Annotated in this window: 21 protein-coding genes; 11 read left to right on the top strand and 10 right to left on the bottom strand. The window is 72.0% G+C overall.

Going from position 1 to position 24,340, the window contains the following annotated elements:
- Both SSOG_RS05520 and SSOG_RS05525 read left to right on the top strand, forming a co-directional pair.
- A partial coding sequence (locus tag SSOG_RS05520) for a glycoside hydrolase family 31 protein (protein ID WP_063631539.1) occupies window positions 1-2,204 on the top strand: 2,204 nt, incomplete at its 5' end.
- Between the two features lie 45 nt (window positions 2,205-2,249).
- Window positions 2,250-3,047, top strand: coding sequence for a M15 family metallopeptidase (locus tag SSOG_RS05525; protein ID WP_039940667.1), 798 nt, complete (start codon window positions 2,250-2,252; stop codon window positions 3,045-3,047).
- A 4-nt stretch (window positions 3,048-3,051) separates the two neighbouring features.
- Here SSOG_RS05525 and SSOG_RS05530 read toward each other — a convergent pair whose 3' ends face one another.
- The 4 genes from SSOG_RS05530 to SSOG_RS05545 all read right to left on the bottom strand — a co-directional run bounded on the left by SSOG_RS05530 (window position 3,052) and on the right by SSOG_RS05545 (window position 7,043).
- The gene (locus SSOG_RS05530; RefSeq protein WP_009713225.1) at window positions 3,052-3,864 is read right to left on the bottom strand and encodes an ABC transporter permease; all 813 of its coding nucleotides are present in this window, start codon (window positions 3,862-3,864) and stop codon (window positions 3,052-3,054) included.
- Between the two features lie 8 nt (window positions 3,865-3,872).
- On the bottom strand, window positions 3,873-4,730 hold the full coding sequence (locus SSOG_RS05535) for an ABC transporter permease (RefSeq protein ID WP_009713226.1): 858 nt from the start codon (window positions 4,728-4,730) through the stop codon (window positions 3,873-3,875).
- A gap of 1 nt (window position 4,731) precedes the next feature.
- Window positions 4,732-5,910, bottom strand: a complete 1,179-nt coding sequence (locus tag SSOG_RS05540) for an ABC transporter substrate-binding protein (RefSeq protein ID WP_009713227.1) — start codon at window positions 5,908-5,910, stop codon at window positions 4,732-4,734.
- Window positions 5,911-6,002: 92 nt separating this feature from the next.
- Entirely contained in the window at window positions 6,003-7,043 is a 1,041-nt protein-coding gene (locus SSOG_RS05545; RefSeq protein ID WP_009713228.1) for an ABC transporter ATP-binding protein, read from the bottom strand.
- A gap of 128 nt (window positions 7,044-7,171) precedes the next feature.
- Between SSOG_RS05545 and SSOG_RS05550 the strand changes: the two genes are divergently transcribed.
- Both SSOG_RS05550 and SSOG_RS05555 read left to right on the top strand, forming a co-directional pair.
- On the top strand, window positions 7,172-7,633 hold the full coding sequence (locus tag SSOG_RS05550; protein WP_009713229.1) for a Zn-ribbon domain-containing OB-fold protein: 462 nt from the start codon (window positions 7,172-7,174) through the stop codon (window positions 7,631-7,633).
- Window positions 7,630-8,817: a lipid-transfer protein gene (locus SSOG_RS05555; RefSeq protein ID WP_009713230.1), complete on the top strand. Its 1,188-nt coding sequence runs from the start codon at window positions 7,630-7,632 to the stop codon at window positions 8,815-8,817. The genes SSOG_RS05550 and SSOG_RS05555 overlap by 4 nt, the downstream gene beginning before the upstream one ends.
- Window positions 8,818-8,835: 18 nt before the next feature.
- Here SSOG_RS05555 and SSOG_RS05560 read toward each other — a convergent pair whose 3' ends face one another.
- From SSOG_RS05560 to SSOG_RS05575, 4 genes are read right to left on the bottom strand one after another with little or no spacing between them, the layout of a single operon-like run.
- On the bottom strand, window positions 8,836-9,429 hold the full coding sequence (locus SSOG_RS05560; RefSeq protein ID WP_009713231.1) for a GTP-binding protein: 594 nt from the start codon (window positions 9,427-9,429) through the stop codon (window positions 8,836-8,838).
- Window positions 9,410-9,805: a DUF742 domain-containing protein gene (locus tag SSOG_RS05565; RefSeq protein WP_009713232.1), complete on the bottom strand. Its 396-nt coding sequence runs from the start codon at window positions 9,803-9,805 to the stop codon at window positions 9,410-9,412. Before SSOG_RS05565 ends, SSOG_RS05560 begins: the two co-directional genes overlap by 20 nt.
- 15 nt (window positions 9,806-9,820) lie before the next feature.
- Window positions 9,821-10,246, bottom strand: a complete 426-nt coding sequence (locus tag SSOG_RS05570; RefSeq protein ID WP_009713233.1) for a roadblock/LC7 domain-containing protein — start codon at window positions 10,244-10,246, stop codon at window positions 9,821-9,823.
- On the bottom strand, window positions 10,243-12,873 hold the full coding sequence (locus SSOG_RS05575) for a sensor histidine kinase (protein ID WP_009713234.1): 2,631 nt from the start codon (window positions 12,871-12,873) through the stop codon (window positions 10,243-10,245). The genes SSOG_RS05570 and SSOG_RS05575 overlap by 4 nt, the downstream gene beginning before the upstream one ends.
- A gap of 366 nt (window positions 12,874-13,239) precedes the next feature.
- Here SSOG_RS05575 and SSOG_RS05580 point away from each other — a divergent pair, with 366 nt between their 5' ends.
- Window positions 13,240-13,656 carry a hypothetical protein gene (locus tag SSOG_RS05580; RefSeq protein ID WP_039936654.1) on the top strand — a complete coding sequence of 139 codons (417 nt, stop codon included), beginning with the start codon at window positions 13,240-13,242 and terminating at the stop codon, window positions 13,654-13,656.
- Here the strand turns inward: SSOG_RS05580 and SSOG_RS05585 are convergent.
- Both SSOG_RS05585 and SSOG_RS05590 read right to left on the bottom strand, forming a co-directional pair.
- The gene (locus tag SSOG_RS05585; RefSeq protein WP_039940669.1) at window positions 13,604-14,803 is read right to left on the bottom strand and encodes an NAD(P)/FAD-dependent oxidoreductase; all 1,200 of its coding nucleotides are present in this window, start codon (window positions 14,801-14,803) and stop codon (window positions 13,604-13,606) included. The genes SSOG_RS05580 and SSOG_RS05585 overlap by 53 nt on opposite strands.
- Complete coding sequence (locus SSOG_RS05590) at window positions 14,803-15,141, bottom strand: bifunctional 3-phenylpropionate/cinnamic acid dioxygenase ferredoxin subunit (protein WP_009713237.1); 339 nt, start codon at window positions 15,139-15,141, stop codon at window positions 14,803-14,805. The genes SSOG_RS05585 and SSOG_RS05590 overlap by 1 nt, the downstream gene beginning before the upstream one ends.
- 149 nt (window positions 15,142-15,290) lie before the next feature.
- Between SSOG_RS05590 and SSOG_RS05595 the strand changes: the two genes are divergently transcribed.
- The 6 genes from SSOG_RS05595 (at window position 15,291) to SSOG_RS05620 (ending at window position 24,331) form a co-directional block, all read left to right on the top strand.
- Entirely contained in the window at window positions 15,291-16,088 is a 798-nt protein-coding gene (locus tag SSOG_RS05595) for an IclR family transcriptional regulator (RefSeq protein WP_009713238.1), read from the top strand.
- Between the two features lie 306 nt (window positions 16,089-16,394).
- A complete protein-coding gene (locus SSOG_RS05600; RefSeq protein ID WP_009713239.1) occupies window positions 16,395-17,480 on the top strand; it encodes an S-(hydroxymethyl)mycothiol dehydrogenase in 1,086 nt (361 codons plus the stop codon).
- A gap of 118 nt (window positions 17,481-17,598) precedes the next feature.
- Entirely contained in the window at window positions 17,599-20,055 is a 2,457-nt protein-coding gene (locus SSOG_RS05605) for a GcvT family protein (protein ID WP_009713240.1), read from the top strand.
- 25 nt (window positions 20,056-20,080) lie between these two features.
- Entirely contained in the window at window positions 20,081-21,238 is a 1,158-nt protein-coding gene (locus SSOG_RS05610; RefSeq protein ID WP_009713241.1) for an aromatic ring-hydroxylating oxygenase subunit alpha, read from the top strand.
- Window positions 21,235-22,704 (top strand): aldehyde dehydrogenase family protein, encoded by a 1,470-nt coding sequence (locus SSOG_RS05615; protein WP_425385408.1) that lies wholly within the window; start codon window positions 21,235-21,237, stop codon window positions 22,702-22,704. The genes SSOG_RS05610 and SSOG_RS05615 overlap by 4 nt, the downstream gene beginning before the upstream one ends.
- A 67-nt stretch (window positions 22,705-22,771) precedes the next feature.
- Window positions 22,772-24,331 carry an APC family permease gene (locus SSOG_RS05620; RefSeq protein WP_009713243.1) on the top strand — a complete coding sequence of 520 codons (1,560 nt, stop codon included), beginning with the start codon at window positions 22,772-22,774 and terminating at the stop codon, window positions 24,329-24,331.
- The last annotated feature ends 9 nt before the right edge of the window (window positions 24,332-24,340 follow it).

Raw genomic sequence — 24,340 nt, forward strand, 5'->3', positions numbered from 1 at the left:
CCTCGCTGCGGGTGCGGGTGGCGGCGGGCGGCGCGGTGTTCTGCGGCTGGGACGGGGCCGAGCCGGAACCGTCGTACGCGCTGGACGGCGCCTGCCCGGAGGCGGACGAGCGGGCCCAGCTGGAGCCGGACACGGACGGCGGCTGGCGGGTGGTGTCGGAGCGGGTGACGGTCGCGGTGTCGCGGATGGGCACGGTGGAGGTGCGCACCCCGGGCGGGGTGGTGCTGCGGCGGGATCTGCCGCCGCGCTGGTGGGAACCGGCCGAGACGGTGATCGACCGGGCCTGCGAGGGCCGGGGCGCGGGGGGTACGGGCGCACGCTGGCACCAGCGGTCGGAGGTGGGGGCGGACGCGCGGTTCTTCGGGCTCGGCGGACGGGCGGGCGGGCCGCGCCTGAAGGACGGCTCGTACCGGCTGTGGAACACCGATCCCGGCGGTGGCTTCGGACCGGGCGACGATCCGCTGTATCTGACCATGCCGGTGCAGCTCGTGGTGGCCGACGCGGGCACCCATCTGGTGTTCCACGACAACTCGTGGGACGGCACGGTCACCCTGCGGGAGGGCGAGGAGGGCGCGGGCTCGGGGCACGACCGGCCGGGCGGGGTCCGGATGCGCATGGAGGGCGGGCCGCTGCGCTACTGGGTGTTCGTGGGCACCCCGGCGCGGGTGCTGCACGGCTGGGCGGCGCTGACCGGCTCCCCCGCGGTCCCGCCGGGCTGGGCGCTCGGCCACCACCACGCGCGCTGGGGGTTCGGCGACGCGAACGAGGTGCGGCGGGTGGTGGCGGGCTACCGGGAGCGGAACCTGCCGCTGTCCGCGCTGCACCTGGACATCGACCACCTGGCCGGGCACCGGGTCTTCACGGTGGACGCGGCACGGTTCCCCGATCTGCCCGGGCTCGCCGCCGAGCTGCGCGCGGACGGGGTGCGGCTGGTGTCGATCGTGGACCCCGCGGTGAAGGCGGAGCCGGGCAACGCGGTGTACGACAGCGGGGCGGCGGCGGAGGGGTTCGTGACCGACGCCCGCGGCCGTGAGGTGCGCGGGGTGTTGTGGGCGGGCGAGTCGGTGTTCCCGGACTTCACCGATCCGCGGGTGCGCAAGTGGTGGGGCGGGCTGTACGCGGAGCGGCTGGAGCAGGGCTTCTCCGGGGTGTGGCACGACCGGTGCGAACCGGTGTCGTTCGCCGCCTTCGGCGAGCCCACGCTGCCGCGCTCGGCCCGGCACGCCCTGGAGGGCCGGGGCGGCGACCACCGGGAGGCGCACAACGTGTACGGGCTGGCCATGGCCCGGGCCGGATACGAGGGACTGGGCGAGCTGCGCCCCGACGAGCGGCCGTTCGTGTTCTCGCGCTCCGGCTGGGCGGGGCTCCAGCGGTACGGGGGCAGCCGGTCCGGAGACGTGACGACGGGCTGGCCGGGGCTGCGCGCCTCGCTGGCGCTGGTGATCGGGCTCGGGCTGTCGGGGGTTCCGTACTCCGGTCCGGACATCGGCGGCTTCACCGGCTCCCCGTCGCCGGAGCTGTATCTGCGCTGGTTCCAGCTGGGCGCGTATCTGCCGCTGTTCCGTACGCATTCGGCGATCACCGCCGGGCGGCGCGAGCCGTGGGAGTTCGGGTCCGGGGTGCTGGAGGACGCGGCGGCGGCGCTGCGCGAGCGGCAGCGGCTGCTGCCGTACTTCATGACGCTGGCGCGGCTGGCGGAGCGTACCGGCGCGCCCTATGTGCGGCCGGTGTGGTGGCGGCAGCCCAAGGACCGGGCGCTGCGCGACTGCGAGGACGCCTTCCTGCTGGGCGACGCGCTGCTGGTGGCCCCGGTGCTGGAGGAGGGCGCGGTGCGGCGGGCGGTGCGGCTGCCGCGCGGCCGCTGGTACGACACGGCGACCGGCCGCGCCTACGAGGGTCCCGGGCAGGTGGTGGTCGACGCCCCGCTGTCCCGTATCCCGGTGCTGGCCCGGGCGGGCGCGGTGATACCCGTCGCGTCGCCGGACGGCGGCGTGGAGCTGGAGGTGTGGCCGCCGTGCGAGGGGCGCAAGGGCGGCGGGTCGCTGGCGGTGGACGCGGGCGACGGCTGGGACAAGGCGGAGCTGGTGCGGTTCGTCTCCCGGCTGCGGGGTGACGAGGTACGGGTCGAGCGGGAGGGCGGCGTCGAGGCGGGGTATCCGGTGCGGGTGCGGGGTGCGGCGCCGCGGTCGGAGCAGCGGGGCTGACGCGGTGGGGTTCGCGGCGCGGCGGGACTGGGTAACCCGGTGTCCATGCCGAGAATCACCGCCGCGCTGCGTGCGCTCGCCCTGCCCGTCGCCGCTCTGATGGCCCTCGCCTCGCCCGCTCCGGCGCAGGCGGAGGCCGAGCCCGAGGCGCCGAAGGAGTTCGTGGCGCTGAGCGATGTGGATCCGACGATCCGCCAGGAGATCCGGTACTTCACCCCGCACAACTTCACCGGCCGACCCATCGAGGGCTATCTCAGGCCCCTGTGCCTGCTGACCCGCCCGGCGGCCAGGGCGCTGCACCGGGTGCAGCGTCAACTGCTGCGCCGGGGCTACACCCTGAAGGTGTACGACTGCTACCGGCCGCAGCGGGCGGTGGACACCTTCGTCGACTGGGCGAAGGACCTCGACGACCAGCGCATGAAGCGCGAGTTCTATCCGGACGTCGACAAGACCCGGCTGTTCGAGGACGGTTACATCGCCGAGAAGTCGGGCCACAGCCGCGGCAGCACCATGGACCTGACGATCGCGCGGCTGCCCGCGCTGCCGACCCGTCCGTACGTTCCGGGCGAGAAGCTGGTGCCCTGCTACGCGCCGCAGAAGGAGCGCTTCCCCGACAACTCGGTGGACATGGGCACCGGTTACGACTGCTTCGATACGCTCTCGCACACCCTCGACCCGCGGATCAAGGGCAAGCAGCGGGCCAACCGGCTGCTGCTCAAGGGGGCGATGGAGGCCCAGGGGTTCGTCAATCTGGCCGAGGAGTGGTGGCACTTCACCTATAAGCCGGAGCTGTTCCCGGACACCTACTTCGACTTCCCCGTCTCGCGCCGGTCGCTGGACTGAGGTTTCACAGCCGCCCGCCCGCGGTGTCCGAGGACAGCCGCTGCGCGATGGCCACGGGCACCACGGACAGGGCGATGAGCAGGGCCGCGACGACGTTGACGACGGGGGCCTGGTGCGGCCGGGCCAGATTCTCGTAGATCCAGATGGGCAGGGTGCGGGTGCCGGGGCCGGCGGTGAAGGTCGTCACCACGATCTCGTCGAAGGACAGCGCGAAGGCGAGCAGCGCGCCCGCGAAGAGCGCCGAGCGCATGGCCGGGAACGTGACGTGGCGGAAGGTCTGCCAGGGGCGCGCCCCGAGGTCCGCGGACGCCTCGGCCATCGAGGGGGATATCCGGCGCAGCCGGGCCGCCACGTTGTTGAACACGACCACGACGCAGAAGGTGGCGTGCCCGACGACCACCGTGAACAGGCCGAAGCCGATGCCGAACGGGTCCAGGACGGTGCGGAAGGCGGCGTTGAGGGCGATGCCGCTGACGATGCCGGGCAGCGCGATCGGCAGCACCAGCAGGAAGGACACGGTCCGTCGGCCGAAGAAGCGGTGCCGGTGGACGGCGTACGCGGCCATGGTGCCGAGGACCAGGGCGATCCCGGTGGCGGCGAGCCCGGCCTTGAGCGAGGTGAACAGGGCGTCGCGGGCGCCGTCGTTGTGCAGGGCGGCGCGCCACCACTCCCCGGTGAGGCCGCTGGGTGGCCAGCCGAAGGAGCGGTCGGCGTTGAAGGAATTGAGCAGGACGAGCAGCAGGGGCGCGTAGACGACGGCGAGTCCGGCGGCGGTGACGCAGCCGAGGACGATCCGGGCGGTGCGCGACAGTCTCATGAGCCCCCTTAGAGCGCGTCGAGGGCGCCGGCGCGGCGTACGGCGGCCAGGTAGCAGACGATGAGGACGACGGGGACGGCGGAGAGCGCGGCGGCCATCGGCAGGTCGAGGGTGACCTGGGAGGCGATGGCGTTGCCCAGGAGCTGGGTCTTGCCGCCGACGATCTGCACGGTGATGTAGTCGCCGAGGCTGAGCGAGAAGGTGAAGACGGATCCGGCGAACAGGGCGGGGCGTACGGCGGGCAGGACGACCGAGCGCAGGGTGCGCCAGGTGCCGGCGCCGAGGTCGGCGGAGGCTTCCAGGGTGCGCTCGGGGAGCCGTTCCAGGGCCGCGTACACCGGGAGGATCATGTACGGGAGCCAGAGGTACGCGAGCACCAGGACGACGGCGGGGGTGCCGTAGCCGGGCCCGTGCAGCCCGAGCGGGGAGAGCAGGGAGTTGACCACGCCGTCCTCGCTCAGCATCACCCGCCACGCGTACGCCTTGACCAGGTAGCTCGCCCACAGCGGGGTGAGCACGGCCACCAGCAGCGGCCGCCGCCACCGCGGGCTCGCGACGCGCGCCATGCAGAAGGCCATGGGCAGGGCGAGGAGGGCGTCGAGGAGGGTCACGGCGACGGCGATGGCGAGGGTGCGCAGCGCGATGGTGCGGTAGACGGGGGTGGTCAGCAGCTCCTGGATGTTGTCGGTGTTCCAGGTGCGGACGACGTCGGAGGTGAAGGAGTCGGTGGTCCAGAAGGCGGAGAGGAGCAGGACGGCGAGCGAGCCGAGGTAGGCGAGGGTCAGCCACAGCAGGGGCGGCCCGAGGAGCGCGGCCAGCCGCAGCCGCGCTCCCCCGGCACCGCCTCCGGCCCCGGCGCGGCGCATCTCAGCCCTTGACCTCGGTCCAGGCGCGGGTCCATTGGGCGTAGTCGGTGCAGGTGGTGTTCTTACGGCCGTCGAGGCACTGTTTGATCGGTGTGGTCCAGAAGTGGACGCGCTGGAAGTACTTCTCGTCGTCGGCGTGGAAGACGGCGCAGTGGTTCGGGTCGGAGGTCTCGGCGCACGCCTTGCGGTTGGCGGGGGCCTCGCCGAAGTACTCGGCGACCTGGGCGTTGACCTTCGGGGAGACGATCCAGTCGAGCCACTTGTAGGCGCAGTTGGGGTGTTCGGCCTTCGCGGAGACCATCCAGGTGTCGGACCAGCCGGTCGCGCCCTCCTTGGGCAGCACGGCCTTGACGGGCGCCTTCTCCGCCTGGGTGAGGTTCGCGATGACCTGCCAGGTGGTGCCGATGACGCTGTCGCCGCCCTTGAAGGCGGTGATCTCCTTCTGGTAGTCGCTCCAGTACTCGCCGATCGCCTTGTGCTGCTTCTTGAGGAGGGTGACGGCGGCGTCGAGCTGCTTCTTGTCGAGCGCGTACGGGTTCTTGATGCCGAGCGACGGCTTGGCGCGCATGAGGTAGAGCGCGGCGTCGGCGATGTAGATGGGCGAGTCGTACGCGGTGACCCGGCCGTTGTGCGCGGCGGCGTCGTCGAAGACGGCGCGCCAGGAGTCGGGGGCGGGCTTGACCTTGTCGGTGCGGTACATGAGGAGGTTGGCGCCGCGGCCGTGCGGGATGCCGTACATCCGGCCGTCCTTGGAGTTGAACGGCTGCTGTTTGAGGGCCGGGAAGATGTCCTTGTAGTTCGGCACCAGCTTGGTGTTGACGGGTGCGGCGTCGCCGGAGGCGATGAGGCGCAGGGTGGCGTCGCCGGAGGCGGAGACCGTGTCGTACTGGCCGGTCTTCATGAGGGACACCATCTCGTCCGAGGTGCCCGCGGTCTTGGTGTCGACCTTGCAGCCGGTCTTCTTCTCGAAGGGGTGGACCCAGTCGGCCTGGGGGTCGTTGGAGCCGTCCTCGGCGTAACCCGCCCAGGCGATGATGTTGACCTTGCCCTCGCCCTTGCCGAGTTTGCCGGGGGCGTGCGCGGCCTTGCCGTCGTCGTCGGATCCGCAGCCAGCGGCGGTCAGCAGCAGCGCGCACACGGCCGCCGCGGACCTCCACGCGGATGTCGTCCGTTTCCGCATCCGGTCCTCCTCGTCCCCTTTGACACTCGAGGCCCCGTCAGTATCAGCGCGGCACGTATGCCGACGCCAGGGTGCCTCCGGCAATCAATGGGTCAACCGGGCACCGGAAAGGCGTCCTTCTCGTCCCAGACGAGCCTGATCTCGGCCTCGGGGCGGGCGGTGGGCGGGAGTTCGGCCAGGTTCTGCCGGTGCACGGTGAGCCGGTCGCCGTGTGGGAGCGCGATGGTGAAGCGGGTGTGCGCCCCGGCGTGCACGATGTCGGCGATGCGCCCCGTCACGGTGCGCTCGCCGTCGAGGGGCGGCGCGTCGGCGGGGTCGGCGAGCCGGATGCGCTCGGGGCGGATGCTGTACGCGCCGGGGCGGCCGACCACCCGGACCGCGGCCTCGCCGCGCAGCAGGTTGGTGGTGCCGACGAAGCCCGCGACGAAGGCGGTGGCGGGGCGTTCGTACACCTCCAGGGGCGGGCCGGTCTGTTCGATCCGGCCGTCGGAGACGACGGCGACGCGGTCGCTCATGGTCAGCGCCTCCTCCTGGTCGTGGGTGACCAGGAGGAAGGTGATGCCGGTGGTGCGCTGGAGCTCCTTCAGCTCGGTCTGCATCTCCTGGCGGAGCCTCAGGTCGAGGGCGCCGAGTGGTTCGTCGAGGAGCAGCACGGCGGGCCGGTCGACGAGGGCCCGGGCGAGGGCGACGCGCTGGCGCTGCCCGCCGGAGAGCGCGTCGGGGCGGCGGGCCGCGAAGCCGTCGAGGCGGACGGTGGCGAGGGCCTCGCGGGCGCGGGCGGTGCGCTCCGGCTTGCGGACGCCTCGTACGGTGAGCGCGTACGCCACGTTCTGCTCGACGGTCATGTGCGGGAAGAGCGCGTAGTCCTGGAAGACGGTGTGCACATCGCGGCGGTGCGGGGCCAGCGCGGTGACGTCCCGCCCGGCGAGTTCGATACGGCCGCGGGTGGGCCGCTCGAAACCGGCGATCAGGCGCAGCAGGGTGGTCTTGCCGGAGCCGGAGGGGCCGAGGAGCGAGAAGAACTCGCCCGCGCGGAGGGTGAGATCGACGGCGTCCAGCGCCCGTACGGTGCCGCCGGTGCCGAACTCCTTGGTGACGGCCGTGCAGCGGACCGCCTCTTCCGTCTCCGCCACGCCTGCTCCCCTCGCCGCACCGGCTGATCACGTCCTGCACCTGGGTTACCCGCCCTACCATCTCTGTGCAACACTTCTGACGTTCCGTCAGATATTCAGGTATTCACCCCTCACCGCCGGGAGAAGCCGTGGCATCTGCGCGTACGCCCGTGGTCGCCGGATGGTTCACCTCCGGCGACGGGGACTTCCGGCTGCTGGGGACCCGCTGCCGGGCCTGTGGCGCGGTGTACTTCCCGCGCGAGGACACCTTCTGCCGGGCACCCCGGTGCGCCGGTGAGGAGCTGGACGAGGTGCCGCTGTCGCGGCGCGGCCGGGTGTGGTCGTACACCGACGGCCGCTACCGCCCGCCCGCCCCGTACCCGTCCGATCCCGCGCGCGACTGGGCGCCGTACACGCTGATCGCCGTGGAGCTGGCCGCCGAGCGGATGGTGGTGCTCGGGCAGGGCGCGCCCGGGGTGACGGTGGCGGATCTGGCGGTCGGCATGGAGGTCGAGGTGGTGCCGGGGGTGCTGGCCGGGGAGGGCGGGCAGAGCTGGACGACCTGGCACTGGCTGCCGGTCCCCGCGGAGGACGTGGAGGAGTCGTCATGACCGGCGAGGTGGCGGTGATCGGCGCCGGGATGCATCCGTGGGGCAAATGGGGCCGGAGCTTCGTGGAGTACGGGACGAAGGCGGCGCGGGCGGCCCTCACGGACGCCGGGCTCGACTGGCCGGACATCGCGTCGGTGGTCGGCGCGAACACCGTGCGCTGCGGCTATCCCGGCCAGGTGGCGGGGGCGACCTTCGCCCGGGCGCTGGGCTGGCAGGGGGCGCGCGTCACCAGCGTGTACGCCGCCTGCGCGTCCGGTGCGCGGGCCATCGACACCGCCCGCGCCCAGATCCTGTCCGGCATGGTGGACACCGTGCTGGTGGTGGGCGCGGACGCGGCGCCCAAGGGGTTCTTCGCACCGTCCGGCGGCGACCGGCCCGACGATCCGGACTGGCTGCGCTTCCGGGTGCTGGGCGCCACCAACCCGGCGTACTTCGCGCTCTGGGCGCGCCGCCGGATGGCGCTGTGCGGGGACACGCCCGAGGACTTCGCGGCGGTCAAGGTGAAGAACGCGGCCGCGGGGGCCGCGAACCGTCACGCCCGCTACCGCTCCCCCGTGACCGCCGAGGAGGTGGCCGCGTCGCCGGTGGTGGCCGATCCGCTGCGGCTGCTGGACATCTGCGCGACCTCGGACGGGGCCGCGGCGCTCGTGCTGAGCAGCGTGGACTTCGCGCGGCGGCACGGGGTGGCGGACCCGGTGCGGATCCGGGCCGTCTCGTCCGTCGCACCGGTGTATCCGCGGACCGCGCTCGATCTGCCGGACATCGCCACCGACTCCGCCCCCGATGCCCTGGTGCCGGACGGGTTCCGCCCGTCGATCGCGCGGGCGGCGTACGAGGAGGCGGGGATCGGGCCGGAGGATCTGTCGCTCGCCGAGGTGTACGACCTGTCCACCGCGCTGGAGCTGGAGTGGTACGAGGACTTGGGGCTGTGCGCCGCCGGGGAGGGCGCGAAGCTGCTGCGGGAGGGCGCGACGGCGCTCGGCGGCCGGATCCCGGTCAATCCGAGCGGAGGTCTCGCCTCGTTCGGGGAGGCGGTTCCGGCGCAGGCCATCGCCCAGGTGTGCGAGCTGGCCCAGCAGTTGCGGGGACGGGCGGGCGACCGTCAGGTGGCGGGGGCGCGGGTGGGCATCACCGCGAACCAGGGCCTGTTCGGCCATGGTTCGTCGGTGATCGCCGTGCGGTGAGGTGCGTGCGCCGCGCGGTCAGCTGGTGGCCGCGGTGGCGAGCATGGCGTGTTCCACGACGGATATCAGCACACGCTTGACGGATTCGCGCTCCCGCGCGTCGCACATCACCACCGGGGTGCCGGGGTCGAGGTCCAGCGCCTCGCGCACCGACTCCTCCGGGTAGTTGTCGGCGCCCTCGAAGCAGTTGACGGCCACCGTGAAGGCGATGCCGCGCCGCTCGAAGTAGTCGACGGCGGCGAAGCAGTCCTCCAGCCGGCGGGTGTCGGCCAGCACCACCGCGCCCAGGGCGCCGGTCGCCAGCTCGTCCCACAGGAACCAGAAGCGGTCCTGCCCCGGGGTGCCGAAGAGGTACAGCACCAGGTCCTCGCGGAGCGTGATGCGCCCGAAGTCCATCGCGACGGTGGTGGTCTTCTTGCCCTCCACCCCCGCGATGTTGTCGACCGGCCGGCCTGCCTCGGTGAGCAGTTCCTCGGTGCGCAGCGGTTTGATCTCGCTGACCGCGCCCACCAGTGTTGTCTTTCCCGCACCGAACCCGCCCGCCACCAGAATCTTGAGCGTCACGGGTTCGATGATGTGGGAGCGGCCCGGGTCAGAGTGCCCGTAGACCATTGATCACCTCGCGCAGAATCCTCTCGTCCGGCAGTTCCGCCGGAGGTACGGGCCGGGACACTCGGACGAGTGCCGCGTGAAGCAGGTCGCCGATGAGTACGCGGACCACGCCGACCGGAAGGTCCAGCTCGGCCGCCAGCTCGGCGACGGACTGTGGGGTGTCGCGGCTGAGTTCGACGATGTCGATGTGCTCCGGTGACAACGTCTGGTCGGCGGCGGACCCGGGGGTCACTCTGTCGGCGACGACGACGGCGATCAGGTCGAGCTTGTCCTCCGCGGCGCTGCGGGTACGGCCCCGCGTCATCGCATAGGGCCGGACCACCGGTCCGGCGGCGTCGTCGAACCAGCGGTCGTCGGTCGCACCGTCTCCGGTCATCTCCCCCCGCCTCCGTCACCCACTGGATCGCGGAGCGGAGCCCAGATGCACTCCTACCCGCTTGACCAGCAGCGTCATCTCATAGGCTACCTGCCCGACGTCCGAGTCGGCATCGGCCAGCACGGCGAGGCAGCTGCCGTCACCGGCGGAGGTGACGAACAGGAAGGCGTCGTCGAGTTCGACGACGGTCTGCCGGACGCGGCCGACGTCGAAGTGGCGGCCGACCCCCTTGGCAAGGCTGTGGAATCCCGAGGCCACGGCGGCCAGGTGCTCGCCGTCCTCCCGGGACAGATCGCGCGAACCGCCGCTGGGCAGTCCGTCGCCGGAGAGCACCAGCGCCTTGCGGATGCTGCCGACCCGGCCGACGAGTTCGTCGAGCAGCCAGTTCAACTCGCCCGACGGTGCCGATCCGTTGCGTGCTGCGGCGTTCGATGCGGTCATCGCCCGTCCCCCTCATCTCTCGTTCCTGGTGCCGTGTCCGAACCGCCGGAACCGGTGGCCGTCTGCCGCCGACCGCGCTGCCATCCCCGTTGCAGCGAGGCCATGGTGGCCCTCGCCTGTTCGGCGTCGCGTTCGGGATCGGTGTCGGCAGCGTATCGATCACTTTCCGCCGGTGGTTCGGGGTCGTTCTTCAACTGCGGGGCGAGGCTCGCCTGGCGCACCCGCTTGGGGAGCCCGGAGGCGTCCCGGCGGGGCGGCGCCGTACGCTCCGGGGCCGACGCCTGGTCATGGCGCCGGTCCTCCCCGTCGTTCCTGGCTCCCGGGTCCTGTTCCGGATGCCGGGTCTGGTCCCGTTCCTGGGTCTGAGTCCGGTGCTGCGTCTGGTGCTGGGGCTGGTTCCGCGGCTCGTCCGTGGCCTCGTCCGGGGTCTGTTCCCGCCCCTCGGCCCAGGAGGGCCGGGCGTGCCGCCCGGTCGCGCCGTCGTCGACCGGGTGGCCGTGGTCGGAGACCAGCACCGGTGGCACGCGGCGGGGCAGGGGTGCGGGGCCGCCCTCGCGGGCGCCGGACCGGCTGTCGGGCGCCTGCTGGTGCTGTTCGGCGGAGGGCGCGCTCACCACGGACGGGGACGGGCCGCGGGGCCTGCGCTGCTTCGGCAGGGCGGCGCCGCGCTGCCGCGTCCGTTGACGGCCGGTGTCGGCGTCCGCGCCCGGGCCTTCCGGGTCGGGGCCGGATTCGGTGAGCAGGGCGGCCGGGATCAGCACGACGGCGGTGGTGCCGCCGTACGCGGAGGGCTGGAGCGAGACCCGTACGCCCTGCCGCTGGGCGAGCCGGCTGACCACGAACAGGCCGAGCCGGTCGGTGTCGGACAGCTCGAACTCGGGGGTCTCGGCGAGCCGGAGGTTGGCCTCCGTCAGGGCGTCGGGCGTCATGCCGAGCCCCCGGTCGTGGATCTCCAGCGTGAAGCCCTTGGCGACCCGCTCCCCGTGCACCTGGACGGCGGTGTGCGGCGGGGAGAAGACGGTGGCGTTCTCCAGGAGTTCGGCGATGAGGTGGGTGAGGTCGCCGACGGCGGGGCCGTTCACCGCGATCCGGGGCAGCCTGCGGATCTCGATCCGCTCGTAGTCCTCGACCTCGGCGACGGCGGCGCGCACGACGTCCATCAGCTGGATGGGCTTGCGCCACTGCCGGGAGGGGGCCGCGCCGGAGAGGATGACCAGACCCTCGGCGTGCCGCCGCATGCGGGTGGTCATGTGGTCCAGCCGGAACAGGTCGGCGAGTTCGTCGGTGTCCTCGGTGCGCCGCTCCATCGCGTCGAGCAGGGTCAGCTGGCGGTGCAGCAGCACCTGGCTGCGGCGGGCGAGGTTGACGAAGACGTCGGAGACGCCCTGGCGCAGTTCGGCCTGTTTGACGGCGGCCTCGACGGCGGCCCGCTGGAGGGTGTTGAGGGCGTGGCCCACCTGGCCCATCTCGTCGGGGCCGTGCTGGAGCCGGGGGACCTCCCGCTCGACGTCGACCTGCTCGCCCGCGCCGAGGCGGCGCATCACGCTCGGCAGCCGGACGCTGGACGCCTCCTGGGCGTCGTTGCGCAGCCGGGACAGGTCGCGGACCAGGCCGCGGCCGATGCGGACGGAGACGAAGACCGAGAGGACGAAGGCGAGGAGGCCGAGGACGGCGGCGGCGCCCGCCTTGAGCAGGACGCTGTTGGCCACCGGGTCGATGCGCTTCTGGAGGCGGTCGGTGGCCTCGTCGCCCAGCCGGTCGTAGTCGTTGAGGACGGGCCCGGCCGCGTTCTCCCAGTGCTCCCGGTCCAGGGCGCCGATCGCCTGGCTCGGCTCCATGGTGGCCAGGATCTTGCCCTCGGCGATGCGCAGGGCCGCGGGGGCGGCGTTGGTGCGCCGGTAGTCGGCGAAGACCTTCTGCTCCGAGGCGGGCAGGATCGGCAGGTTGGTGTTGTAGAGCAGGGTGCGCTCGGCGATGAGGTCGGACATCGACTTGAGGTCGGCGAGCGTCAGCTTCCGTGCCGTCAGCGCGGAGACGTACAGGGCGTCCTCACGGGACAGGGCCTCCCGGGCGCGGATCATGGCGACCAGCGCGCGGCCCTGTTTGTCCAGGTCGGTGTCGGGTACGGCGTGCAGCGAACTGCGGAACGCGTAACAGAGGTCGACGAGTTTGTTGTAATACTCATAGGCAGCGGTCCGCGAGGTACCGTTGTCCTCGACCTTCCGGCGCAGACTGTCGAGGCCTTCGGATGCCTTGAGGACGTCGTCGAGCAGGCCCTCGGATTCGCTGTTCATCCGGTCGTGCACGGTGCTGTCCGACTCCGCGTCGCGCAGCCGTGCGATGGCCTCGTCGGTCTTGCGCTGCTGGGTGTGGAGCAGGGGCAGCGCGTCGGACTGGCGTGGGTCCGCGAGCAGGATCAGGGTCTGCCGGCGCTCCTGCTGGACGGCGTTCACGGCGTCCTCGGCGGGCTGACCGGCCTTGTCGATGATGGCGGAGGCGTCGAGCAGTTGCATCGCCTCCCGGCCGGTGATCACTGTCGCGAAGGCCCAGATCGCCGTCAGCGAGACAAGCGGCACGAGCAACAGCGCCACGATCTTCCTGCGGATGGACTTCCCGCGAAAGCGCATGGCCTCCCCAACGTCGTCCCCGTGGACCGGGGCGGTGACTGATGTTCTCCGACAACGAGCGGCGCGAGCCTACTACTGAGGCCTGGTCATCCCGAAGGCTTGTCCTACCGCATCCGGGAACTCTCCACATTCGATGATCACCAGTTGTCCAATGATTATCGGACTTAATCCCCGTGGCATGGCGCACCGACGGCCGGTCACGGTGCGCGCAGGGCCGGACACCGATGGCCGGTTTTCCCCTCCCCGGGGGAACCACCGATCGCTGCCATTCGTGATCCAACAAGGCACACTAGGGGTGCATACGACCCAAGTCCCGCCATGTGTGACCGACCGGACCGGGGCAGCGCCGAAAGGGGTGGGAACGTCATGGACACCATGGACAAGGATCGCGACATCCCGGCACAAGGGACCCGGCGTCTATGGACCGAGGAGCCCGCCCGCAAGCGACGGCTGCCCGAACCGGTGCGTACGTCGGCGGTCCGGGCGGTCATCATCGTGGCGGTGACGCTGGTGCTGGCGATGGTGGCGGTGCTGTGCACGTTCGCCGGTTCGTGGTTCGCCTTCCCCGCCGTGCTCACCGCGGTGGCGAGCACGGTGGTGGCGACCTGGGGCGTGCTGGACGTATGGGTGACCCGGCAGGTGTGGAACCAGCGGTACGGGGTGGTCTCCCGGCCCAGCAGCACGGCGCGGGAGATGCGCCGGCAGCGCCGGAGGGCCCGTAAGGAGGCGGTCAGCGCACGGCGAGCCGGGGACCGCGGGCGAGCTCGCGGCGCAGCCGTGTGAAGGGTTTGGGCCGGTTGACGGCGAGGACGGCGGTGGGGATCGCGTCGCGTTCGTAGACGGCGAGGAAGCCACCGGCCGCGTCTTTATCGGAATCACCCTCGGCGATCCGGACGGTGTCGCCCGGTTCGCGCCGCCCGGCGAACTGGATGCGCGCCCCGTACTGGTCGGACCAGAAGTAGGGCAGCGCCCCGAAGGGTTCGACGGTGGCCCCCGCGAGCAGGTTGCGGGCGGCGACCGCGCCCTGTTCGGCGGCGCTGGTCCAGTGCTCGGCCCGTACGGTGCCTCCCGTGCCGGGCCGGGCGAGGCGGGCCACGTCGCCGACGGCGACGACGCCCGGCAGCGCGGTGGCGCAGCCCTCGTCGCACAGCACCCCGTCGTCCAGGGCCAGCCCGGAGCCTTCCAGCCAGCCGGTGACCGGGCGCACCCCGACGCCGACGACCACCACGTCGGCGGGCAGCACCCGGCCGTCGGCGAGCTCCACACCGGTGACACGGTCGGTGCCGCGCAGGGTGGCGACACCCGTACCGCACAGCAGGCTCACGCCGTGCGCGGCGTGCAGAGAGGCGCACGCCTGGGCCATGCGCTCTCCCAGTTGCGGGACGAGCGGCAGCGGCGCGGCCTCCACCACGGTGACATCCAGCCCGAGGGCGGCGCAGGACGAGGCGACCTCGGCGCCGATGAATCCGGCGCCGATGACGACCACCCGGGCCGCCGCCGCACGCAGCTCGGCGCGGAGGCGGCGGGCGTCGTCGAGGGTGCGCAGGGTGTGTACCCCGGGCAGGGCAGTGGCGCGCAGCGTCCGGGGCGCGGCCCCGGTGGCGATGACGACGCCGTCGGTGCGCAGGGTGCGGCCGTCGGCCAGCCCGACCGCGCCGGATGCGGGGTCGAGCCGGTCGGCCCGGACGCCGAGCAGCCACTCGGCGTCCAGTTCGGCCTCGTCCTCGGGGTCGGTGAGGGCGAGCTTGCCGAGGCCGCCGTCGGGCTCGCCCGTAGCCGTGAGGAACTCCTTGGACAGCGGCGGGCGGTCGTACGGGCGGTGGCGCTCCTCGCCGACGATCACCAGCCGCCCGTCGTAGCCCTGGTCGCGCAGGCCCCGCGCCGCGTGCAGTCCCGCGAGCGAGGCCCCGACGACGGTGACCGTCCGCATCATGCGACGGCTTCTTCCTGGACAGCGGGCACCAGGGGGTGGACATAGAGCATTCCGTCCACCACCGTGACCGCATGCGTCCGCACCGGCTTGCGGGCGGGCAGACAGGTGGGCATGCCGGAGCGCAGGTCGAACAGGGCGGCGTGCAGCGGGCATTCGACGTAGCAGCCTTCGAGCCAGCCTTCGGAGAGGGAGGCGTCCTGGTGGCTGCAAGTGTCGTCGATGGCGTAGAACGCGCCCTCGGAGTGGAACACCGCGATCGCCGCGTGGCCGTCGCCGGCCTCGATGCGCAGCGACTCGCCTTCCGGCAGATCTTCGATACGGCCGACGGGAATCATTGGCCCCCCTCACGTTGATCGGTACCATGCGTTGTTAATGGCGCATCGAAGTGCGCTATGCGCAACAGAATCCAGATGAGGAGGGCAGCCGTCAAGAGTTGCCCGTCGAGAGGCCCCACTCAGAGCCGCCGGATGGTGAGATCAGACCCATGACGAACACGACCGAGGACCGGGCCGAGGACAAGCGGGGGGCCTCCGGGGCAGTGCAATCGGTGGACAGGGCGGTCAGCGTCCTGGAGATCCTTGCCAAGCTCGGCGAGGCCGGTGTGACCGAAATCGCCGACGAACTGGGAGTGCACAAGTCGACCGCCTTCCGGCTGCTGGGCGTGCTGGAGAACCGCGGCCTGGTCGACCAGGAGCGCGAACGCGGAAAGTACTACCTGGGCGCCGGGGTGCTGAGACTGGCCGGCGCGGCCGCCATCCGGCTCGACATCTCGCAGGAGGGCGCCCCGGTGTGCCGGGCGCTGGCCGACGAGACCGGCGAGACGGCCAACATCGCGGTGCTGGACGGCGACGCGGCGGTCAACATCATGCAGGCCCGCGGGGCCGCCGCGGTGACGGCCTACAACTGGCTGGGGCGGCGCACCGCCCTGCACGCGACCGCCAGCGGCAAGATGCTGCTGGCCCATCTGAGCGGCGAGCGGCGGGAGCGGCTGGTGACGCGGAAGCTGCCGCGGTTCACCGAGCACACCATCACCACCTCGGCGGAGCTGCGGCAGCAGCTGGAGACCGCCGCCGAGCGCGGCTTCGCCTACTCGTGCGAGGAACTGGAAATCGGGCTGAACGCGGTCGCCGCCCCGGTGCACGGCCACGACGGCGCGGTGATCGGGGCGATCGGCGTCTCGGGGCCGGTGTACCGGATGGCCCAGAGCCAGCTGCTGGATCTCGCCGAGCACGCCATGAAGACCGCCGAGGAGCTGTCCCGCCGCATGGGCTTCCCCGGCTGACCGAAATCCCTCCATCACCCACCCGAAGGGGCCGGATCCGATCCGGCCCCTTCGTCGTGCGCTGGGCGGGAAACCCGGGGTCAGCACCGGTTTACGGACGGTTTACGCGAACCTCTTGACGCGCCGTGGACACGGCTTTCAGGATGTCCCTCATCGCGCAACACGCAGCGCATTACGCAACTGGGGGGTAACCAGCGGCCGTTTGAGCCGACTTGGTCTCCCCGCTTCTTCCGAACACCTCATGCCAGCTCGTGCCAGCTCCCACGCACCGGTCCCTGCCAGCGCAGGAGAACAGAGGAGTGAGCCATGCCGCAAGAAGTCCGCGCCGTCGTCTCGCTGAAAAAGGGCGCACCCGTGGAGGTGCTGCCGGTCCTCGTGCCCGATCCCGGACCCGGCGAGGTGCTGGTGGGGGTGCAGGCGTGCGGGGTGTGCCACACCGATCTGCACTACCGGGACGGCGCCATCGGCGAGGAGTTCCCGTATCTGCTGGGTCATGAGGCCGCCGGAATCGTCGAGTCGGTGGGCCCGGGGGTCACCGGGCTGGCCCCCGGCGACTATGTGGTGCTGGCCTGGCGCGCGCCCTGCGGCGGCTGCCGCTCCTGCCGCCGCGGCCGCCCCTGGTACTGCTTCGAGAGCCGCAACGCCGCCCAGCCCATGACCCTCGCCGACGGCACCGAGCTGAGCCCGGCGCTCGGCATCGGCGCCTTCGCCGAGAAGACGCTGGTCGCCGCGGGGCAGGCGGTGAAGATCGACCCGTCGGCCCGGCCCGAGGCGGCGGGGCTGATCGGCTGCGGAGTGATGGCCGGTTACGGCGCGGCGGTGCACACCGGCGGGGTGTCCAACGGCGACACCGTCGCGGTCATCGGCTGCGGCGGGGTCGGCAACGCGGCGATCGCCGCCTCCGCGCTGGCCGGGGCGCGCCGGGTGATCGCCGTGGACATCGACGATGCCAAGCTGGACCTGGCCACCCGCTTCGGCGCCACCGACACCGTCAACTCCCGGGGTACGGACCCGGTCGAGGCGGTCCGCGAGCTGACCGGGGGCGTGGGCGCCGACATCGTCATCGACGCGGTGGGCCGTCCCGAGACCTACCGCCAGGGCTTCTACATGCGCGATCTGGCCGGGACGCTGGTGCAGGTCGGGGTGCCGGATCCGGAGATGCGGATCGACCTGCCGCTGATCGACGTGTTCGGGCGGGGCGGCGCGCTCAAGGCGTCCTGGTACGGCGACTGTCTGCCCAGCCGGGACTTCCCGGTCCTGGTCGACCTCCATCTCCGCCGCAAGCTCGACCTGGACGCGTTCGTCAGCGAGACGATCACGCTGGACGAGGTGGAGCCCGCGTTCGCCAAGATGCAGCGCGGCGAGGTGCTGCGTTCGGTGGTGGTGCTGTGAGCAGGGGGCACCTCCCAGCGGTAGCTGGGGGAGCACGCGCGGCCGCCGGGCCGCAGCTGACGACGATGCCCGCGGCTCTGCGCCGCGCGGGCGGAGAAGCGAACAAGGAGGCGCTGTGATGACCGGGACCGAAAAAAGGCATCAGCGCGTCGTCATCGTCGGCGCCGGGATCGTCGGCTGCTCGCTCGCCGACGAGCTGACGGAACGCGGCTGGACCGGGGTCACCGTCCTGGAGCAGGGCCCGCTGCCCGCTCCCGGCGGCTCGACCTCGCACGCGCCCGGGCTGGTGTTCCGGACCAGCCCCTCCAAGACCCTCACCGAGTTCGCCGTCTACACGGTGGAGAAGTTCTCCGCGCTGGAGGCCGACGGGCTGTCCTGCTTCAACCCGGTCGGCGGTCTGGAGATCGCCACCAGTGAGGAGCGCTGGGCCGATCTGCACCGCAAGGCGGGGCTCGCCGCGTCCTGGGGCGTCACGGGCGAAATGCTCTCCCCGGCCCGGTGCGCCGAGCTGTGGCCGCTGCTGGACCCGGACAAGATCCTGGGCGGCTTCCACACCCCGGACGACGGGCTGGCCCGCGCGCTGCTCGCCTGCCGCGCCCAGATGGAACGGGCCACCGCGCACGGCGCCCGTTTCCTGGAGCGGCACACCGTCACCGGTATCGAGCAGGAGGGCGGCCGGGTCACCGGGGTCGTCACCGACCGGGGCACCTTCCCCGCCGACATCGTCGTCTCGGCGGCCGGGTTCTGGGGTCCACTGATCGGTGCGATGGCGGGCGTCAGCGTCCCCCTGCTGCCGCTCGCCCACCAGTACGCGAAGACGGCGCCGCTGCCGGAGCTGGCCGGGGTGAACGACCCGCGGACCGAGGCGAGCCGGCCGCTGCTGCGCTTCCAGGACCGCGATCTGTACTACCGCGAGCACACCGACCGCATCGGCATCGGCAGTTACGCCCACCGCCCGATGCCGGTCGACCCGGCCGCCGTGCCCGCCTACGACGACGCCCCGGTGATGCCGTCCTCGCTGCCGTTCACCGAGGAGGACTTCGCGCCCTCCTGGGAGGACAGCGTCGGGCTGATCCCGGCGCTCGGCGGAAGCCGCGTCGAGGAGGGGTTCAACGGGGTCTTCTCCTTCACCCCCGACGGGATGCCGGTCATCGGCGAGTCCCGCGAGGTGCGCGGCTTCTGGCTGGCCGAGGCGGTGTGGGTGACCCACTCCGCGGGCGTCGCCAAGGCCGTCGCCGAGTGGATGACCGACGGACGGCCGTCCATGGACGTCCACGAATGCGATCCGTACCGCTTCGAGGACGCCCAGACCTCCCCCGCCTACATCGCCGAGCGGGGCGCGCAGAGCTTCACCGAGGTGTACGACGTCATCCATCCGCTCCAGCCGATGGAGCGGCCGCGTCCGCTGCGGGTCAGCCCCTTCTACGGGCGTCAGCGGGAGCTGGGCGCGTACTTCCTGGAGGGCGGGGGCTGGGAGCGGCCGCACTGGTACGAGGCCAACGCCCCGCTCGCCGAGGGGCTCGAACTGCCCGAGCGCGACGCCTGGTCGGCCCGCTACTGGTCGCCGATCGCCGCCGCCGAGGCGCGGGCCACCCGGGAGCGGGTCGCGCTGTACGACATGACCCCGCTCAAACGGCTGGAGGTCACAGGGCCCGGAGCGCTGGACTTCCTCCAGCGCATGACCACCAATCAGCTCGCCAAGAAGCCGGGCGCGGTCACCTACACCCTGCTGCTGGACGAGGCCGGGGGCGTACGCAGCGATCTGACCGTCGCACGTCTCGGCGAGAACCGCTTCCAGGTGGGCGCGAACAGCGGCATCGACCTGGACTGGCTGCTGCGCCACGCGCCCGACGACGTGCATATCGCCGACATCACGCCCGGCACCTGCTGCATCGGGGTGTGGGGCCCGCTCGCCCGGGAGCTGGTCCAGCCGCTGACCCCGGACGACTTCTCGCACCAGGCGTTCGGCTACTTCAAGGCCCGGCGGACCTACATCGGCCATGTCCCGGTGACCGCGATGCGGCTGAGCTACGTCGGTGAGCTGGGCTGGGAGCTGTACACCACCGCCGACCTCGGTCTGCGGCTGTGGGACACGCTGTGGGAGGCCGGGCAGCGGCACGCGGTGATCGCCGCCGGGCGATCCGCCTTCAACAGCCTGCGGCTGGAGAAGGGTTACCGGGCCTGGGGCCACGACATGACCACCGAGCACGATCCGTACGAGGCGGGCGTCGGCTTCGCCGTCCGGATGAACAAGGGCGACTTCCTGGGGCGTGCGGCCCTGGAGGGCCGCGGCGAGGAGACCGCGCGGCGCAGGCTGGCCTGTCTCACGCTGGACGACCCGGCCGCGATCGTCCTGGGCAAGGAGCCGGTGTATGTCGATGGCGTGGCGGCCGGTTACGTCACCAGCGCCTCGTACGGCTACACCATCGGCCGTACCGTCGCCTACGCCTGGCTGCCCGCCGCGGCGGCCGTCCCCGGAACCTCCGTCCACATCGAGTACTTCGGCGAGAAGGTCCCCGCGACCGTCGCCACCGAGCCCCTTTTCGATCCGCGCATGGACCGCATCCGCAGGTGATCCCTGCCCGTCCGAGGAGAATCCCATGACCGTGGCTCCCGAGTCCCCCGCCGCCACGTCCCCCAGCCTGATCACCACCCTCCCCGGCCACTGGTACACCTCCCCGTCGGTCTTCCGGCAGGAGCAGGAGCACCTGTTCGAGGCGATGTGGTTCTGCGCGGTGCGCAGTGCCGACCTGGACCGGCCGGGGGCGTTCCGCACCGTGCAGGTGGGCCGTGAGAGCGTGCTGATCACCCGCAATCGCGCCGGTGAGCTGCGCGCGTTCCTCAACATCTGCCGCCACCGCGGCGCCCGGCTGTGCACCGAGGAGTCGGGCACGGTGCGGCGCTCGCTCCAGTGCCCGTACCACGCCTGGACGTACGACCTGGACGGACGGCTGACCGCCGCCCCGAACCTCCAGAGCATGCCCGATGTGGACCGCACCGAGCGCGGGCTGCTGCCGGTGCGGCTGCGCGAATGGCTGGGCTACGCCTGGGTGTGCCTGGCCGACGAGCCGCCGTCGTTCGAGGAGACCGTCGTCGGGGCGGTCGCCGAGCGGCTCGGCGACGCCGAGGCCGTGGAGCGGTACGGCGTGGCGGGGCTGTCGCTCGGCCGCCGGATCGACTACGACATCAAGGCCAACTGGAAGCTGATCGTCGAGAACTTCATGGAGTGCTACCACTGCGCGACGATCCACCCCGAACTCACCGAGGTGCTACCGGAGTTCGCCGACGGACTGGCGGCGCAGTACTTCGTGGGGCACGGTGCCGAGTTCGCCGAGGAGGCCCAGGGGTTCACGGTGGACGGCAGCGCGGGCTTCGACCGCATCACCGGCATCGCCGACGAACAGGACCGCCGCTACTACGCGATCACCGTGCAGCCGCAGGTCTTCATCAACCTGGTCCCCGACCATGTGATCTTCCACCGGATGTTCCCGCTCGCCGCCGACCGCACGCTGGTCAGCTGCGACTGGCTGTACGTACCGGACGTGGTGGCGTCGGAGCGGGACCTGTCGAAGTCGGTCGAACTGTTCCACCGGGTCAACACCCAGGACTTCGACGCCTGTGAGCGCACCCAGCCCGCCATGCACTCGCGCGCGTACCGCCGCGGCGGGGTGCTCGTGCCCAGCGAACACCACATCGGCGCCTTTCACCGATGGGTGACCGACCATGTCCCGACCCCGGAAGCGGAGGAATGCCCGTGAGGGATCTCTTCATAGGAGGCCAGTGGACCGGGGCGATCGACGAACGCACCCGGGAGATCAGGTGCCCGGCCGACGGCACGCTGGTGGCGGTCGTCGACGAGGGCGGCGGCAAGGACGCGGCCGAGGCGGTGGCCGCCGCCCGGCAGGCGTTCGACCACGGCCCGTGGCCGCGCACCCCGGTCGCCGCCCGCGGTGATCTGCTGCTGCGGGTCGCCGGTCTGCTGGCCCGCGACAAGGCGGCGATGGCCCGCGCGGAGTCCCTGGACACGGGGAAGCGGCTGGCGGAGAGCGCGCGGGACGTCGACGACGTCATCGCGTGCTTCCGCTACTACGGGCAGCTGGTGCGCACCGGGGCGGACCGGGCCGTGGACACCGGCACCGAGGACGCCGTCAGCCGCGTCGTCCACGAACCGGTCGGGGTCTGCGCGCTGATCACCCCGTGGAACTATCCCCTGCTCCAGGCCGCGTGGAAGGTGGCGCCCGCGCTCGCCGCAGGCAACACCTTCGTCCTGAAGCCCAGCGAGCTGACCCCGTCCACGGCCGTCGCGCTGATCCGGCTGCTGGAGGAGGCGGAGCTGCCGGACGGGGCGGCCAACCTGGTGCTGGGGCCGGGCGCCGAGGCGGGCGCCCCGCTCACCGACAACCCGGATGTGGACCTGGTGTCCTTCACCGGGGGCCTGCGGACCGGGCGCCGCGTCATGGCCGCGGCCTCCCCCACGGTCAAGCGGACCTTTCTGGAACTGGGCGGCAAGAACCCCAACATCGTGTTCGCGGACGCGGACTTCGAGACCGCCGTCGACTACGCGCTCACCGCCGTCTTCCACCACTCCGGGCAGGTCTGCTCGGCGGGCGCCCGGCTGCTGGTGCAGGACCCGGTGCACGACGCCTTCGTGGCGGAGGTGGTGCGCCGCGCCCGCGGGATCCGGCTCGGCGGGCCGTTCGACGAGCGGGCCCAGACCGGTCCGCTGATCTCGGCCGCGCACCGGGCCAAGGTCGAGGCGTACGTGGCCACCGGGCTCGCGGAGGGCGCCCGGCTGCGCTGCGGGGGCTCCCGCCCGGACGATCCGGAGCTGGCGGACGGCTTCTACTACCGGCCGACGGTGCTCGACTCCTGCCACAGCGGGATGTCGGTGCTGGCGGACGAGTCCTTCGGGCCGGTGCTCACGGTGGAGCGTTTCGACTCGGAGGAGGAGGCGATACGGCTCGCCAACGACACGGTGTACGGGCTCGCGGGGGCGGTGTGGTCCCGCGACGAAGGGCGGGCGCAGCGGGTCGCGTCCCGGCTGCGGCTGGGCACCGTATGGATCAACGACTACCTCCACCCGACGCTGCCGCAGGCGGAGTGGGGCGGGTTCAAGCAGTCCGGGACGGGGCGGGAACTGGGGCCGAGCGGGCTCGCCGAATATCGGCAGGCGAAGCACATCTGGCGCAACACCCGCCCCAGGCCGCAGGGTTGGTTCACCTGACCCGCGCAGGGCCCGTGCCCCGCGTAGGTCCCGTGACCCGCGCAGGGCCCGCCCGCCCGACATTGGAGTGTCCACCGTGTCCGCTTCCCAGGATGACGCCGAACTCACCGAGTTCGGCTACCGCCCGGAACTGAAGAGAACCCTCGGCAGCTTCCATACCTTCGCCGCCGGGATCAGCTACATCTCCATCCTCACCGGCACCTTCCAGCTCTTCTACTTCGGCTTCGCCCAGGGCGGACCCGCCTACTGGTGGTCCTGGCCCATGGTCTTCGCCGGACAGCTCATGGTGGCGCTGTGCTTCGCGGAGCTGGCGGCCCGCCATCCGGTCGCCGGTTCCGTCTACAACTGGGCGAAGCGGCTGGGCAATCCGCATGTGGGCTGGCTGGCCGGTTGGATGATGCTGGTCGCCTCCATCGTGTCGCTGGCCGCCGTCGCCCTCGCCTATCAGCTGACGCTGCCGCAGATATCGTCGGCGTTCCAGTTCGTCGGGGACGGCTCCGGTACGTACGACACGGCGACCAACGCGGTGCTGCTGGCCGCGGTGCTCATCCTCTTCACCACGCTGGTCAACGCCTTCGGGGTGAAGCTGATGGCCCGGATCAACACGGCCGGGGTGTTCCTCGAACTCGTCGCCACCGTCGTGCTGATCGTCCTCCTCGCCGTCCATGTGGTGCGCGGTCCGGGCGTCGTCACGGAGACCGCCCACACCGGTTCCGGGCAGAACCTCGGCTATCTGGGCGCCTTCCTCACCGCCTCGCTGGCCTCCGCGTACGTCATGTACGGCTTCGACACGGCGGCGTCCCTCGGCGAGGAATCCCTGGACCCCTCGCGCAACGCGCCGCGGGCGATCCTGCGCGCGCTCATCGCCTCGTTCGCGCTGGGCGGGCTGATCCTGCTGCTGGCGCTGATGAGCGTCGGAAGTCTGACCGGCGAGGGGCTGACCACGGACGGTCTCCAGTACGTGGTGCTGGACGTGCTCGGGCCGACGGTCGGCAAGGCGATGCTGTGGTGCGTGCTGATCGCGGTGACGGTGTGCGCGCTGGCGGTGCACACGGCGGCCGTGCGGCTGGCGTTCGCGATGTCCCGGGACAACAACCTGCCCGCCGCGTCGCTGATGGCCCGGGTGAGCCCGCGGTTCCAGACCCCGGTGCTGCCCGCGGTGATCGTGGGCCTGCTCGCGCTGGGGGTGCTGGCCGTGAACATCCGTCAGCCGCAGATCTTCTCGGTCGTGACCAGCATCGGGATCATCATGATCTACGTGGCGTATCTGCTGGTCACGCTGCCGATGCTGGTGGCCAGGGTGCGCGGGCGGTGGACTCCGGCGGGTGAGGGGCGGTTCTCGCTGGGGCGGTTCGGGCTGCCGGTCAATGTGCTCGCGGTGCTGTGGGGCGCGGGCATGACCCTCAACCTGGCGTGGCCGCGCGAGGCGGTCTACAACGCGGCTCCCCCGCACCACAGGTTACAGCGCTGTTGCGCGTTCCTCTTCGTGGGGACGGTTTCGCTCGGCGGCTTCGCCTACTACTGGTTCGTCCAGCGCCACCGTACGGGCGTGCTGGCCGAGCACGCGGCGGCCGCGGACACGGGCAGTGACGCCGACAGCGGCTCCTCGGCAGCGGCCAAGGTCTGATCCGGGGGC

This window comes from Streptomyces himastatinicus ATCC 53653, from assembly GCF_000158915.1.
Taxonomy (GTDB): Bacteria; Actinomycetota; Actinomycetes; order Streptomycetales; family Streptomycetaceae; genus Streptomyces; species Streptomyces himastatinicus.